This is a genomic window from Nocardia transvalensis, assembly GCF_015477765.1.
Taxonomy (GTDB): Bacteria; Actinomycetota; Actinomycetes; order Mycobacteriales; family Mycobacteriaceae; genus Nocardia; species Nocardia transvalensis_A.
Genome location: NZ_JADLQQ010000004.1, coordinates 215,538 through 229,774, shown reverse-complemented (window position 1 = coordinate 229,774; position 14,237 = coordinate 215,538). Strand labels below are relative to the sequence as shown.

The following is a 14,237-nucleotide window of genomic DNA, read 5'->3' as shown; positions in this document are numbered from 1 at the left end:
GGGACCCGACACCCGCTCACCCCGCTGGCTACGACGGCCGGTCGTATGCCACCATATGGACGACAGCACGTACCTGTATGAACCGATGGGAGCGAACGTGGCCGCCACGGAACTGGAACCCACCAAGAGCGCCGGTGTCGTCACCAAGGTCGACCCCGCCGAGGTTCCGTCCGCCGCTTGGGGCTGGAGCGGTGAATCGCGGCGCACCTTCCGCGTCGCCGGCTGGGTCGTCGTCGTGATTCTGCTGGCCATGCTGTTCGAGGGCCCGCAGGGTGCCTCGTCGGGCACGGGCAATGTCGGCTATCTGTTCCTCATCGGCACCGCCCTCGGCCTCGCGGGCATTCTGATCCGCGACTCCTGGCTGCAGCGCCGCCCGCGCTAGATCGGTTTCCGGTCGGCCCGTCCGACGGCCGTTGCGGGCAGCCCACAGGTGTGCTCAATCCCCTCCTCTACTCGGCGATTGCCGGGGACCGGCTAGCGGCCGCGGCGCCGAGTGGGCTTGTTCCTGGCGGACCTCTTCGTGGCGAACCGCGGTTTCGTGGTGGATCGTTTGGCCGTTTTCCGCTGGGGCTCAGCGGTTTCGGCGCGCGCCGAGGGAGAGCGGGTACTGCGTACGGACCGACCACGCACGACGCCGATGAACTCCTCGACCGTGTCGGTGGTGCGATCGATCGGCCAGGCGAGGGCGATCCGGGTGTCGGGGGCGTCGGTGACCGTGCGGTAGATCAGATCGCGGCGGTGGTGCAGCCGGGCCAGGGAATGCGGCATGACGGCGGCCCCGCCGACCGCGGCGACCAGGGCGACGGTGTCGGCCATCGCGTCGACGTCCTGCGCGTCCTGCAGGCGTTCGTCGGCCAGATCGGCGAGGGTGACCTCCTCGAACAGCGAGATCGGGTGGTCCTTCGGCACCACCACGACCGCAAGCTCGTGATACAGCGGGATCGCGTGCATCCCTTCGCGATCGATCGGCAACCGCACGAAGCACATGTCGACCCGGCCCTCGCGCAGCGCCGCCTCCTGCTCGGCCTGCGGCACGCCGATCAATTCCAGCGGACTGCCGGGGTGCCTCTCACCCCAGATGCGTTCCCATTTGGAGACGGTCACGCCCGGCACGTAGCCCACCCGCAGCGCATCGGGAGTAAACCCACTCATTCCAGCAAGCGTATTGCATGGTCGCGGTTCAACCGTCGAGGCACTTCAGCTCCGTGATGTACGGGCGCAGCCCGAGCACCATGTCCACGCACGCGGCGAGCAGGGCATCGCGTTCGTCCCGGTCGATCCGGCGCTCCACCGCCAGCCGGGCGCCCAGGATCGGGACGGACAACGGTTCGCCCGTGCGGTCCCACCACAGATGGGTGTCGGCCGGGTCGTCACCGCGCCGGCCCCACCCCTCGGCGGCCCGAATGAGGCTCAGCCGGCCCATTTCCGCACCGCACTGATCGAGGACCAGCAACCGGAACGAGTCGGTGGTGCGGCATTCGTCGGGATGGGGGACGAAGTGGCACAGCGTGCCACCGGTGATCGAGATGGCGGTCGCGGTGTCGGTCACCATGATGAGGCCGATGCGGGTGCCGTCTCTGCTCTTCAACACCGTCGAGCCGTCCCGGTCCGGTTCGAGCCGCACCCGGTACCCGTCGGCGTAGGTGATCACATGCGCATGGCCGCGACTCGCGCTGCGTCCCAACCGAATCGGCCTCCTGCGCGGCGTCGCGCCGGGCACCTCGCGCGCCGCTACGGCGATCGGATCCCCTGGGCCACTTCGAAAGACGATCCGCGGCGGCTCCGACACCTCACGTACAACCCGCCCCTCGATCATCATCGATCCACTCCATGGATCCGGCATGCGTCGATCGTATGACTGTGAGGTCTGTCTCACTCGCGAATCGGCGGCCGAATCGGCGGCCGAATCCGCTTGCCTCGCACGGATACCTCGGAAACCCGGATCGCCGCACCAGCGACAATCCCGCCGATCCGGACAGCCCGTGCCAAACTGGCGTGCGTGAGTGACCAGGACGGCAACCACAGCGGACCGGCCGCGGGGCGTGACCGCGGCGACGTGATCGGGGCGGGGATCCTCTGGCTGGCCAAATGGGCCTTGTGCATCGTCGCGATAGCGGCGGGGACGTGGGTGATCGGCTACGTCGTCGCCAGGTTCTGGGTGGTGCTGCTACCCATCGCGCTGGCCTTGATCGTCTCCAGCGTGCTGTGGCCGCCCACCCGCTGGCTCACCCAGCACAGGTTTCGGCCGGGTGCCGCGGCGATGGTGACGATGCTGGGGTTCCTCGGCATATTCGCCGGGATCGTGGCGCTGATCGTTCCCTCGGTCGCCGACCAGGCACCGCAATTGGCCGACCGGGCGACCGAGGGCATCGAGCGGGTCCGGGACTGGTTGCAGGGCCCACCGCTGCGGTTGCGCGACGAGCAGTTGTCCTCGGCCGTGGATGCGATCGTGCAGCGCTTGCAGTCCAGCTCCGAGCAGATCGCCTCCGGGGTGTTCACCGGTGTCAGCACCGCGACGTCGGTGCTGGTCGCGCTGTTCCTGGTGCTGATCCTGACCTTCTTCTTCATCAAGGACGGCCCGCGCCTGCTGCCCTGGCTGCACTCGGTGCTCGGCAGCCGCAGCGGCCGCCACGTCGAGGAGGTGCTGAACCGGGTCTGGCTCACCCTCGGCGGCTTCATCCGCACCCAGGCGCTGGTGAGCCTGATCGACGCCGTCTTCATCGGCGCGGGCCTGGTCATCCTCGGCGTCCCCCTGGCCCTGGTCCTGGCCGTGCTCACCTTCATCGGCGGTTTCATCCCGATCGTCGGCGCCTTCGTCGCCGGTGCCCTCGCCGTCCTGGTCGCCCTGGTCGCGAACGGCCTCACCACGGCCCTGATCGTGCTGGCCATCATCATCGCCGTCCAGCAACTCGAGGGAAACGTCCTCCAACCGGTCCTCCAAAGCCGCAGCATGCGCCTCCACGCCGCCGTGGTCCTGGTAGCCGTCACCGCCGGCGGCTCCGTCTACGGCATCACCGGCGCCTTCCTCGCAGTCCCGGTGGCAGGCGTCATAGCCGTCATCCTCCGCTACATCAGCGAACAAATAGACATAGCCACCGCACCCCCCGAAGACCCCGAAGACCTCCAACCCGCTCCGGAGTAGTCGGTCTGTCATCCGCACCCCTTCTCGGCAAACGCACCCCCTGCAGCGTGCCGCAGGGGGTGCGGATGACAAGAAGGGGTGCGGGTTATGTCGGTCGGAGCCGTTGGTCGCCAGGCGCTCTCGTGACCGTCGGCATCTACGCGAAACCCGGCGGCGGGGTGAATCCGCCGAACTCCTGCTCGATCAGCTCTGCGAACCGCAGTGTTGTGCGCTCTTCGAGGTAGGGGCCGATGATCTGCATGCCGTAGGGCAGCCCGTCCGGGGAGACGGACCGCCCATCATTGCTCGGAGATTCACCTCGACGTTTGTTACGGAACGAGTGGGCGGACTTTCTCGGCGATGAAGCGGAAGAATGCGACGGGGTCGGGTTCATCGGGGGTGGGTTCGAGGATCACGGTGTCGGCACCGGCCTGTGCCCATTGCGCGACGGTATCGGCGATCGCCTGCGCATCGCCCACGGCGCAGAGGCCGTCGTGGATGGCATGACCTAGTTTTCGCACTTCGGCTTCGGCGCGGTCGGCCGCGTCGGGACCGGTGGCGGCCACCAGTTGGACCATGAACGAGAAGTCTCCGCTCCGCTCGCGCGCTGCACGGCCCTCCTGCGTCAGCTCGATAGCCTGTCGCATGCCCCCCAGCGTGGTGCCGGTGACGACGCCATCGGCGGCCTCGCCGGCCAGCCGCAGGGTGCGCGGTCCGAATCCCCCGACGACCACGGTCGGCGCGGTGACCGGGGGCCAGTCGAGAGCGACGTCGTCGAGTTGAACATAGCGGCCCTTCACGGTGATTCGGTCCCCCGCGAGCAGACCCCGCAGGGCATCGAGATACTCGCGCAGCAAGGTGATCGGCGAGGCGACCCGGGCGCCGACCTGACCCATCCACTGCTGATTACCGTGGCCGACCCCCCAGATCACCCGGCCGGGGAACATCCGCTCCAGCGTGGCGATTTCCATCGCCGTGACGGCAACAGTGCGCAGCGGCACCGGAAGCACCCCGACACCGATGCGCACGCGCTCGGACCAGGCCAGCGCGGCCGCAGCGGTCGAGATGCCGCCCTCGGCGAAGCAGTCCTCGCACAGCCAAAGCTCCTCGAGCCCCGCCGAATCGGCCACCCGCACCACCTCCCGCAACCGCTCAGGAGGATTCTGCGGCTTGAACACAACACCCAGCGTCGTCATGCCCGCATCGTTACCAGTCGGAACCGTCGCGGTCGACCGAATATTCGGCAGCCGAAGGGATTTGATCAGCCGGTCCGCCGAGGTCTCCGAAATAACCTGTGTCCATACGGGTTCGCGAACACGCACCAGCCGCTCACACGTGTCAGCGGAGGTTCGTGACCGGTAGGCCATGTTCGGCGCGCATGCGTGCGGCCACGAGTGAGCGGTGACATGCCTCCGGATCGCGCTCGACGCAGAAGAGGGCGGTCGACGAGCCGTTCGGAAGTTCGGCCACGAGGGCGCCGAGGTCGAACGGGTCGAGGATCTCGCGGGTGTAGCGCTCGGTGTACTCGGGTGCCAGGGCGATGCGGTTGCGCTTGCCCACGCCCTGGCGGTCGTCCTCGCGGTACTGGAGCCGGCGCAGTTCGGTTGTCGGCGCCAGCTCCTTCACGTGCCGGTAGTCGATGTCCGCTGCGGCGAGTGCGCGCTGCAGCCGCGCCGAGTTCGCCCAGGAGTAGTCGGGGCCTCGCACGCCGCGGCGCTGGCGGAGGTCGAGCAGCAACCCCACGCCCTCGCCGGCGAGCTTCTCGAGGAAGGCTTCGGCCGTGAAGCCGTAGACGCCGATCGTCGCGATGCGCCTCATCGCAGCACCCGGCGCCGCACGTCCACACGCCGCTGTGCGGCGGTGGGCTCGGTCACGGCGCACTGCCGCCCCGCTACGGCACGAGTGTCGGCTGGTCCACGGCCCATAGCCACGATCCGTCCGGCTGGCGACGGGCGATCTCGACGGTCACCTCGCCGGTGCTCAGCGTGGACGCTGTCAGTGCCAGATCGCCACTCACCAACGCTGGATGCTGCCTTCCCGGCGAGAGCACCGGTGCGGCCGCGACGAACTGCTCGTACACCTTGCGGATCTCCGCATGTCCGGTCGCGTGGTTGCCCGGCGGAAACGCCAGCACGGCGTCCGGCTCGTACAACGCCACCAGCCCGTCGACGTCGCCCGCGTTGGCGCGCTCGATGAAGTACCTGCCCAGGTCGTTCGGATCAGTGGCCACTTTCTTGTTCGTCATACTGATAAGGCTCCCAACGAATCACGACATCCTGTGTCGTGTATTTCTGCAAAGGTTTCGTATGCGCGCCGACCGATTGGTCTCGCTGGTGCTGCTGCTGCGCCGTCACGGTCGGATGACCGCGCCCGCGCTGGCCCGCGAACTCGAGGTGTCCACCCGAACCGTGCTGCGCGACATCGAGGCGCTGTCCGCGGCCGGCGTCCCGGTCTACGCCGAACGCGGACGGCACGGCGGTTTCGCATTGCTGCCCGGTTTCCAGACCGAGCTCACCGGACTGAACCACGATGAGGCGCTCGCCCTGCTGGTCGCCGGATCACGGCGCGGCGCCCAGGCATTCGGCCTCGGCTCGGCGCTCGCTTCGGCCATGCGCAAGGTGGTCGACGCGCTACCCGAAAGCTATCGGGCCACCGCGACCGGCGCGGCCCAGCGATTGCTGATCGACCCGGAGACCGACCTCTTCTCGCGCAAGCTGATCACCGAGGAAGTGCCCGACACGGTAGTGACCGAGGTCCGGCGCGCGGTATTCGCCGGACACAAGCTGCGCATCCACTACGCGGCCGTGGACCAGAGCCCGAAGTGGCGCACGGTGGACCCGATCGGCCTGGTCACCGTGCGCGACCAGGGCTACTTGCTGGCCACGAGGTCGGGCGCGGACCGCACCTACCGGCTGTCCCGGATCTTGGCCGCCGAGGAACTCCCCGAACCCGCACAGCGACCGGACCGGGTCGATCTGGACCGGGCCTGGCAGGAACGCAGCACGCAGTTCCGGGCCAGCGGAGATCAAGTCACCGTGCTGGTACGGGTGAACCCGGCACGGCGGGACGAACTGGTGGACACCGCGGTGGCCGTCGGCGCCGAAGAAGCCGACGCGGACGGCTGGCTACGGCTGGAGGTGACCTTCCAAGATTCCAGACACGCCGAATGGGCGCTGTGGCAGCTCGCCACGAACGCGGAGGCCCTGGCCCCGCAGTGGGTGCGCACCACCCTGCGCGACCGCGCCGTCGCGATCGCCACCTGCTACGGAGTGTCATCCTGAGAATTGCCCCTGTGGATGAGCTCTTCCTGCACAATCGAACCCGTCATCGGAGGCGATCAGTGGCACCTCGGAAAAGCACCGGCGGCACTGCCCAGGTGCGAACCCGCGACGTCATCGCGTTTCGACTGCACGCCCACCACCTCACGCACCGACAGCGCGCCGACGACCTGCACGAGGTGGCGGGCGCATGCGGGATTCAGAACAGTCCACCGGGTTCGGCGCTGCTCGCGCTGCACGCCCGCGTCGAGGACGTCACGCAGGACCGCATCGACCACCTCGTCGGCGAGGAGAAAAGCCTGCTGCAGACCTGGTGCATGCGCGGCTCGCCGTACTATTTCCCGACCGCCGACGCACCGGTGTTCACCACCGGCGTCCTGCCGGACACCGAGACGGCGCGATTGCATCTGATCGTCGGCATCGATCAGTCGCTGAACGAACTCGGCATGGGTTTGGACGAGGCCGTCGATGCCACCGCCGCCGAAATCGAGACCGTCCTGTCGGGACGGCAGCTGGCGATCAACGAACTCGGCGAGGAACTGTCCGAGCGGATCGCGCGGAAACTGTCGCCCGCCCAACGCAAAACCTGGCAGGCAGCCGGACCCTACGCCGCGAACCAGCCGCTGGGTGAGGGGGTGGTGCACTTCTGCATCCGGCTACTGACGCTGCGCGGCATCGTCTGCTTCGCACCACGCAGCGCGAACAAGGCGCCGTTCGTCCTGGTGAAGGAATGGCTGGGCCGACCCCTGCCACACGTCGACCCCGACAGCGCCCGCGCCACACTGCTGCGCCGCTACCTGCAGTGCTACGGCCCGTCCACCCGCAAGGATTTCGCCGCCTGGGTCGGTGTGTCCGCCGGTGACGTGGACCCGTGGTGGACCACGGTCGAAGACGAGCTCACCCCCGTCGAATTCGACGGCAACCGCACGTGGATCCTCGCCGACGATCTCGACGCCCTGCGGTCGCCGCCCGAAGCACGCGGGGCGCGACTGCTGCCGCCGAACGACCCCTACACCCAGATGCGTGACCGGGACACCATCGTCGACAAGAAATACCACCGCGACGTCTGGAAGACGGTCGGCGCACCCGGCACGGTGCTGGCCGACGGCCACATCGCCGGAATCTGGCGGCCCCGCAAGAGCGGTCGCAACCTGACTCTGACGATCACGACGTTCCGGTCGCTGACCGCCGGGCTTCACAAACAGCTCCGCGAGGAAGCCGACCACGTGGCCGAACTGCGCGGCGCGTCGACGGCACAGGTCGAGTTCGCGGATTAGACAGGTTTCAATTCGCCTGGCCTTCCTTGAATTTCGCCTCCATTTCCGCGGCAAGCTGCGGCCTTTCGGCTTCCATCTTCTGAACGTAGGCGACCGCGTCGCCGACTGTCCTCAGGCTCGCAAAGTCCTCGTCGGGGACCTGCACGCCGTACTTGTCCTCGAGTTGCACGGCGATCTCCACCAGCGACAGCGAGTCGATGTCCAGATCGTCGACAAAAGACTTCTCGATCACCACCTCCGAGGGATCGATGCCGGTCACCTCCTCGACGATCTCCGCGATGCCGGCGACGATTTCTTCCCGTGTGGTAGCCACGAATCACCCTTCCTCGGTGCAATCACATATCGGCAGTACGCTAAAAGCTCCATTGGGGTGGAGGTTCAACAGGTTGTGACAGACGACACACAGGCGAGCGCGCTGGTGAGCATCGGGGAGTTGGCGCGCAGCACCGGGTTGGCGGTGCGAACGATCCGGTTCTACTGCGACGAGGGCATTCTGGAATCCCAACGCAGCGCAGGCGGGCATCGGATGTTCGACGTCGACAGCGCGACAGAACGACTGCTGCTGGTCCGGCGGTTGCGCGCGCTCGGTCTCGGGCTGGGCTCGATCACCGCTGTGCTGCACGAAGAGCGGTCGATCGCCGAGGCCGTCGCCGCCGAAAGTGCGCGCCTCGATATCGAATTCAGGTCGCTGGCATGGCGGCGGGCGTCACTGCGGGCGGTCGAGACGGCGGCCCCGACGCAGCGGGCCGAGCGACTCGCGTTGCTGGCCGCAGCACAGGACGGTGGTGCGGTACACGATTCCCTCATTCAGTTCTGGCGACGCGTTCTCGCACCAGTACCTCGGTGCGACCTCGACATCTGGTTGTACTGGAACGTCCCGGAGCCGCCCGCCGATCCATCCGTCGACGAGGTCGTCGCGTATGCCGAGTTGGCCGCTCTTGTCGCCGACCCCGAAATGAACGGTGCTGTGCGACAGCAATACTGGCGGAATCAGCCGGAATTGATCCGCAACCGCCGAGGACTGTACAACGACGTGGGCGACGTCATGGAGGACGTGGTGCCACTGGTATCGGAAGGCGTGCGGCCGCACGCTGGCAGCGAACTCGATCGATTCGTCAACGCTCACGCCAGCGCGCGAGGGGAACGTGATTCCCCGCGTTTCCGCGAGCAATTGCTGATCGACGCAACCGACACCGACCACCGGATCCATCGATACTGGACTCTGACAGGGCAGTTCCTCGGAACTCGTGTCACTGTGGGGCGGGCCCACCACTGGCTGTACGACGCACTGACCCACTCCACCGCGGGTCCGTCGGGCTCCACCCCACCATGATTACACCGCGAAGCTCTGCACGGCCGCTAGCGCTTCGGGATGCCGCGGTGTTCGGCGCCGACCATCACACCGATGAGGACCGACGGTTCGTCGCCGTCGTTGCGCCAGCTGTGCACCACGCCGTTGATCACGAGCCAATCACCCGGCTTCAGGTGAACCTCGTTGTCCTCCAACACGAATACCGATTCGCCGGACAACTGCAGCACGCAGTCGACGGTCGCGCTGGCGTGCATGCCCGCGGCACCGGGCAGCGAACCGTAGCTGCCGGGCGGGTTCGGGTCGACCAGGAATCCGAGCTGGGCCAGGGCTTCCGGTTCGAGGAGCTGGGTCGTATCGAACAACGCATCCGGGTTGTACTTCGGGGGGAACGCCAACTTGATCACCCTGACCCCGCCGGGCGGCGGGACCTGCGGGTTGCGCACCTCCGGTGCGGTGCCGTCGTTCGGGAGGGTCACAGTGGCGTCGGCCGCCCAAACCGCCCATCGCCCACCGAATTCCGGTGGGGCCATGGAGGGAACCTGTTCGTCGCCGACCACGATGGCCTTACCGGTGCTGTCGTGGCCGGTGACGACACGACGGATGGTTTCGTACTCTGTCATCCCCCCAGGGTGTTGGGGAAACGATCTTCGCGCAACGCATATCGACCGACGGGCGTTGGTCGACATCCGCGCCCGGGACGCGGTCAGGACGCCCAGGGACCGATGCCGCCGACCTTCTCGATGCGGACGCGGGTGAGGTAGCCGGGTGGGGCGTCCTCGGGCGGGAAGTGCGAGGAGGGGCCGACCAGGGTCTTGGCCAGCTCGCGCAGCAGTTCGGGGGCGCCGCCCTCGACGATGCGGGCGGTGCCGGTGACGGCCAGGTAGGGGCGCATGACCCCGCCGCGCTCGGGCGACAGGATGGTCAGCGCGACGCGGCCGTCCCGGCGCACGTTGCGGATCTTCTGGTAGACGCCCAGGTGGGCGGCCACCAATTCGTCCCCGTCGGGGGTCGACTGCAGGGCGACCCAGACGACGCTGACCTGCGGGCTGCCATCGGGATTGAGGGTCACCAGGGTCGCATCGGCACCGGCGCCGATGAGCGCGCGAGCTTCGTCGTTCAGTCTCATGGTTTGTGTCAACATGGGACCGCCCCGGGATCATTCCGGAGGACGGCAGGGCGTTGCGGTGTAGCTGGGCCTGCTCGTCTACCGGGTTTCGCCGAAGGTCCTCCGGTAGGCGCCGGGGGTGGTGCCGAGGTGCGCCCGGAAGCGGCGGCGCAGGTTGACCGCCGAGGTGAGTCCGACTCGGGTCGCGATGGTTTCCACCGGAAGATTCGTCTGTTCCAGCAGTACGCGTGCCGCGTCGAGGCGGCGGCCGAGCAGCCACTGTCCCGGGCTGGTGCCGAGCTGTTCGGTGAATCGCCGGGCGAGAGTTCGGCTCGACAGCCCGGCGTGTCCGGCGAGCCGGCCGACGGTCAGGTCCGAGTCGAGCCGAGCGGTGGCCCACTCCAGCAGTGGCGCCAACGACTCGTCCGCTCTGGCCGGGGCGGGCTGCGTGGCGTACTGGAGTTGGCTGCCGTCGCGGTGTGGCGGCAGCACCATGTTCCGGGCGATCTGGGCGGCGTATGCCGCACCGTGATCGGAACGTACGAGATGTAGGCACAGGTCGATGCCTGCGCCGGTTCCGGCGCTGGTCGCCACGTCGCCGTGGTCCACGTAGAGCACCTCCGGGTCCACCTGCACCTCGGGGAAGGTGAAGGCGAACTGGGCGGTGTGGTGCCAGTGGGTGGTGGCGCGGCGGCCGTCGAGCAGTCCGGCCCGTGCGAGGACGAACGCCCCCGTGCAGATGGCGACGATCCTGGCGCCGCGCCGGTGGGCCGCCCGCAGCGCCTCGGTGACCGTCGGCGACACCGGTGCGTCGGGCGGCTGCCAGCCGGGGACGATCACGGTATCGGCCTGCTGCAGGGCCTCCGGCCCCGCATCGACGAGCATCGCGTAACCGACGGTGGTCGGCAGCGGGCCGGGACGTTCGGCGCAGATCCGGAAGCTGTAGCGCACCGGCACATCCGGCCGGGCGGCGCCGAAGACCTCAGCGGCACAGGCGAGTTCGAAGGGTGATTGAGGCGGGTTGAGCAGGGCCACCACCCGATGCAGGCTCATGGCAGGAATATACCCAAGGATGTCTTTTTGAACTCTCGGCCGGGACGCAGGCCCCCGGTCACAGTGGTCCCATGCGTGAAACCACCGAAACCGACGTGCGCAGGACCGCAGTCCAGGTCGACGGCGAAACGGCCAGCTACCTGACCGCAGGGCAGGACGGCCCGGCGGTGTTGCTGCTGCACGGGACCTATTGGAGCCGGGTGTGGCTCCCGGTGCTGGGCCGCCTCGCGGAGGCGGGGCTGCGGCCCATTGCGGTCGACCTCCCCGGATCGGGGCGTTCGGGCGGCGAGCTCACCCTGGAAACGGCCACGGTCCCGGCCCTTGCGGAGTGGGTGGTGCGATTCGCGTCCGCACTGCGGATCTCCGGGCCGATCGCCGTGGCAGGCCATGACATCGGCGGCGCCATCGCCCAGCATCTCCTTGTCCATGATCGGCTGGAGGTGTCCCGGCTGGCCCTGGTCAACTCGGTCGCCTACGACTCCTGGCCTGCACCACACGTGGCCCGGTTCCGGGACCCGGTGGTCGCCGCGGCGACCACCGCCGACGACCTTCTCGCCGCCCGCCGACAGGCCGTGACAGCGGCGCTGGCCGGCGCCGCCACCGAGGAGCGGATCATCGACTATCTGGATCCGTGGACCGATCCGCGGGTCCGCCGCTCCTGGCTTGCCATGGCAGGCGCGGCCGACAACCGCTACACCCGCGAGCTCGTTCCCGCGCTGCAGCGGTCCACGACGCCCAAGCTGCTGATCTGGGGCGAGGACGACAGCTTCGAAAAGGTCGAGTACGCCGAGAAGTTCGCCACCGAGATCCCGCACACCACGCTCATCCGTATCCCGGAAGCCGACCACATCCCCACGGAAAGCGCCCCCGACCGGATCGCCCACGCCCTCATCGAATTCTTCACGACATAGAGCGGTAATCCGGTCGGTGAAATCCCGCTGGTCGACGGGGTCGGGCGGCAGAATGTGGCCATGCGGACATTTGCCCGGTTGTTGCAGGCTGCTGTCGTCGGGGCGCTGGTGGCGGCCGGTCATGGCCTCGCGGCCACCCCTGCTGCGAGCGTCGTTCATAGTCAGTTGCCCTGGCCGACTCCTGAGCCGGACGGAGTGCAGGCGTCGGGGGCAGCGCTGGCAGACGGAATCACCGGCACGGTGGTGTGGTCGCGACAGCTGCACACTCCGGTCCCGATAGCCAGCATCGCGAAGGTGATGACGGCCTTGGTCGTGATCAACGCAGGCGACCTCGACCGGACTATTACCGTGCCGCAAGGAATCATCGCCTACTGCACCACCTACGACGGAAGCACCGCGGGACTGGCCCCCGGCGAGGTGCTCACCACGCGACAGCTCCTGTACGCGATGATGTTGCCGTCAGGTTGCGACGCCGCCTATACCCTTGCCGACGCCTACGGCCCCGGCCAAGACGGCTTCCTCGCCAGGATGAACGACACAGCGCGTCACATGGGCTTGGCGGGAACACATTTCACCGACCCGAGCGGATTACCCGCCCCCACCGACCATTCCACCTACTCCACACCGGCGGACCTGGTGGCCCTCGGTCTGCGCGCGATGAGCCTGCCGGGCTTCCGCGACATCGTCAGGTCGCGGAGCTATCACGTGCCCGCCGGACCGGGCAACCGCGAGCACCACTGGCAGACCACGAACCGGCTGCTGCACGCCTATCCCGGCACTGTCGGCATCAAAACCGGATACACCGACGCCGCGGGAACCTGCCTGCTGTTCGAAACGGTCAGGGCGGGAATTCCGCTGATCGGTGTGGTCCTGCACAGCTCACCCCACAGCGACGTCGCCGCAAAGGACGACGCCGAGCGCATGCTCAACTGGGCCTACGGCCCGATCCTGAGCGCGCTGCCGATCGGTTAGCGCCGAATGCGGCGGGCTGCCCCGTCTCGATCTCTATTCTTCGGCAGCCAACTGCCCACAGGCCGCCGCGATCTCCTGGCCGCGCGTATCCCGCACCGTGCACGGCACACCTTGGGCCTCCACCCGGCGCACGAACTCCCGCTCGACAGGTTTCGGCGAGGCATCCCACTTCGACCCCGGAGTCGGATTCAGCGGTATCAGGTTCACATGCACCCGAGAGCCCAACGCCTTGTGCAGCTTCGACCCCAGCAGATCCGCACGCCACGGCTGATCGTTGATATCACGGATCAACGCATACTCCACCGACACCCGACGACCCGTCTTATCCGCGTAATACCTTGCGGCGTCCAAGACTTCGGCGACCGGCCAGCGATTGTTCACCGGCACCAACGTATCCCGCAACTCATCGTCCGGAGTATGCAGCGACACCGCCAAAGTCACCGACAGACCCGTGTCGGCAAGCTTGCGGATCGCCGGGGCCAGGCCAACCGTCGACACCACCACATTGCGCTGGGAGATCCCGAACCCATCCGGCGACGGCGACGTGATCCGTTGCACCGCGGCAAGAACCCGCTTGAAGTTGGCCAGTGGCTCGCCCATGCCCATGAACACGATGTTGGACAGGCGGCCCGGGCCGCCCGCCACCTCGCCGTCGCGCAGGGCGGCCGCGGCGGCGCGGACCTGGTCGACGATTTCGGCGGTGGACAGGTTGCGGTTGAGGCCGCCCTGGCCGGTGGCGCAGAACGGGCAGGCCATGCCGCAGCCCGCCTGGCTGGAGATGCAGAGGGTGTTGCGGTCCGGGTAGCGCATGAGCACGCTCTCCAGCAGCGTGCCGTCGCCCGCGCGCCACAGCGTCTTGCGGGTGGTGCCGTCGTCGCACACCACGTGGCGCACCTCGGTCAGCAACGGCGGGAACAGGGCCTCGGCCACCTTCGCCCGCATCGGGGCGGGCAGATCGGTCATCTGTTCCGGATCTGCCTGCAGGCGGCCGTAGTATTGACGCGCGATCTGGTCGGCACGGAACTTCGGCAGGCCCAGCTCCTGGACCGCCGCGCGCCGCTCGTCCGCGTCGAGGTCGGCGAGATGCCGCGGCGGCATGCCACGGCGCGGAGCATCGAAAACGAGCGGCAGGGTGGTTGTCATAACCCCTCCAGTGTCCCATCCGGACGCCCATGCCCCACGCCAGGGCGGCGATAGTCCGATCACAC

Annotated in this window: 17 protein-coding genes; 7 read left to right on the top strand and 10 right to left on the bottom strand. The window is 68.1% G+C overall.

All coding sequences use genetic code 11. The features are described from left to right. Positions 1-97 precede the first annotated feature (97 nt). Complete coding sequence (locus IU452_RS12780) at positions 98-382, top strand: DUF2631 domain-containing protein (RefSeq protein ID WP_195109611.1); 285 nt, start codon at positions 98-100, stop codon at positions 380-382. A 92-nt stretch (positions 383-474) separates the two neighbouring features. Here the strand turns inward: IU452_RS12780 and IU452_RS12775 are convergent, their stop codons facing one another. Both IU452_RS12775 and IU452_RS12770 read right to left on the bottom strand, forming a co-directional pair. Further along, the gene (locus IU452_RS12775) at positions 475-1,152 is read right to left on the bottom strand and encodes a LysR substrate-binding domain-containing protein (protein WP_195109220.1); all 678 of its coding nucleotides are present in this window, start codon (positions 1,150-1,152) and stop codon (positions 475-477) included. 28 nt (positions 1,153-1,180) lie between these two features. Next, positions 1,181-1,843 (bottom strand): hypothetical protein, encoded by a 663-nt coding sequence (locus tag IU452_RS12770; protein WP_195109219.1) that lies wholly within the window; start codon positions 1,841-1,843, stop codon positions 1,181-1,183. Positions 1,844-1,999: 156 nt separating this feature from the next. Here IU452_RS12770 and IU452_RS12765 point away from each other — a divergent pair, with 156 nt between their 5' ends. Then, a complete protein-coding gene (locus IU452_RS12765; RefSeq protein ID WP_324192579.1) occupies positions 2,000-3,142 on the top strand; it encodes an AI-2E family transporter in 1,143 nt (380 codons plus the stop codon). Positions 3,143-3,450: 308 nt separating this feature from the next. Here IU452_RS12765 and IU452_RS12760 read toward each other — a convergent pair whose 3' ends face one another. The 3 genes from IU452_RS12760 to IU452_RS12750 form a co-directional block, all read right to left on the bottom strand. Further along, the gene (locus IU452_RS12760) at positions 3,451-4,317 is read right to left on the bottom strand and encodes an LLM class flavin-dependent oxidoreductase (RefSeq protein WP_195109218.1); all 867 of its coding nucleotides are present in this window, start codon (positions 4,315-4,317) and stop codon (positions 3,451-3,453) included. A gap of 142 nt (positions 4,318-4,459) precedes the next feature. Beyond that, entirely contained in the window at positions 4,460-4,939 is a 480-nt protein-coding gene (locus tag IU452_RS12755; protein ID WP_195109217.1) for a DUF488 domain-containing protein, read from the bottom strand. 73 nt (positions 4,940-5,012) lie between these two features. Further along, complete coding sequence (locus tag IU452_RS12750; protein ID WP_228817500.1) at positions 5,013-5,366, bottom strand: YybH family protein; 354 nt, start codon at positions 5,364-5,366, stop codon at positions 5,013-5,015. A 61-nt stretch (positions 5,367-5,427) separates the two neighbouring features. On the opposite strand from IU452_RS12750, the gene IU452_RS12745 reads away from it, so the two are divergent. Both IU452_RS12745 and IU452_RS12740 read left to right on the top strand, forming a co-directional pair. After that, entirely contained in the window at positions 5,428-6,402 is a 975-nt protein-coding gene (locus tag IU452_RS12745; protein WP_195109216.1) for a helix-turn-helix transcriptional regulator, read from the top strand. 59 nt (positions 6,403-6,461) lie between these two features. Next, positions 6,462-7,676 carry a winged helix DNA-binding domain-containing protein gene (locus tag IU452_RS12740; RefSeq protein WP_195109215.1) on the top strand — a complete coding sequence of 405 codons (1,215 nt, stop codon included), beginning with the start codon at positions 6,462-6,464 and terminating at the stop codon, positions 7,674-7,676. A 7-nt stretch (positions 7,677-7,683) separates the two neighbouring features. Here the strand turns inward: IU452_RS12740 and acpM are convergent, their stop codons facing one another. Beyond that, positions 7,684-7,989 carry a meromycolate extension acyl carrier protein AcpM gene (acpM, locus tag IU452_RS12735; protein ID WP_195109214.1) on the bottom strand — a complete coding sequence of 102 codons (306 nt, stop codon included), beginning with the start codon at positions 7,987-7,989 and terminating at the stop codon, positions 7,684-7,686. 75 nt (positions 7,990-8,064) lie between these two features. Here acpM and IU452_RS12730 point away from each other — a divergent pair, with 75 nt between their 5' ends. Beyond that, the gene (locus tag IU452_RS12730; protein ID WP_324192578.1) at positions 8,065-9,009 is read left to right on the top strand and encodes a MerR family transcriptional regulator; all 945 of its coding nucleotides are present in this window, start codon (positions 8,065-8,067) and stop codon (positions 9,007-9,009) included. A 26-nt stretch (positions 9,010-9,035) separates the two neighbouring features. On the opposite strand, the gene IU452_RS12725 is transcribed toward IU452_RS12730, so the two are convergent. The 3 genes from IU452_RS12725 to IU452_RS12715 form a co-directional block, all read right to left on the bottom strand. After that, on the bottom strand, positions 9,036-9,608 hold the full coding sequence (locus IU452_RS12725) for a cupin domain-containing protein (RefSeq protein WP_195109213.1): 573 nt from the start codon (positions 9,606-9,608) through the stop codon (positions 9,036-9,038). An 83-nt stretch (positions 9,609-9,691) separates the two neighbouring features. Continuing rightward, positions 9,692-10,114, bottom strand: a complete 423-nt coding sequence (locus IU452_RS12720) for a PPOX class F420-dependent oxidoreductase (protein WP_195109212.1) — start codon at positions 10,112-10,114, stop codon at positions 9,692-9,694. Positions 10,115-10,192: 78 nt separating this feature from the next. Then, positions 10,193-11,146: a GlxA family transcriptional regulator gene (locus tag IU452_RS12715; RefSeq protein WP_195109211.1), complete on the bottom strand. Its 954-nt coding sequence runs from the start codon at positions 11,144-11,146 to the stop codon at positions 10,193-10,195. A 71-nt stretch (positions 11,147-11,217) separates the two neighbouring features. Here IU452_RS12715 and IU452_RS12710 point away from each other — a divergent pair, with 71 nt between their 5' ends. Beyond that, a complete protein-coding gene (locus IU452_RS12710) occupies positions 11,218-12,057 on the top strand; it encodes an alpha/beta fold hydrolase (protein WP_195109210.1) in 840 nt (279 codons plus the stop codon). Between the two features lie 60 nt (positions 12,058-12,117). Continuing rightward, complete coding sequence (locus IU452_RS12705; RefSeq protein ID WP_195109209.1) at positions 12,118-13,029, top strand: D-alanyl-D-alanine carboxypeptidase family protein; 912 nt, start codon at positions 12,118-12,120, stop codon at positions 13,027-13,029. A 33-nt stretch (positions 13,030-13,062) separates the two neighbouring features. Here IU452_RS12705 and rlmN read toward each other — a convergent pair whose 3' ends face one another. Continuing rightward, complete coding sequence (gene rlmN / locus IU452_RS12700) at positions 13,063-14,172, bottom strand: 23S rRNA (adenine(2503)-C(2))-methyltransferase RlmN (RefSeq protein ID WP_195109208.1); 1,110 nt, start codon at positions 14,170-14,172, stop codon at positions 13,063-13,065. Between the last annotated feature and the right edge of the window lie 65 nt (positions 14,173-14,237).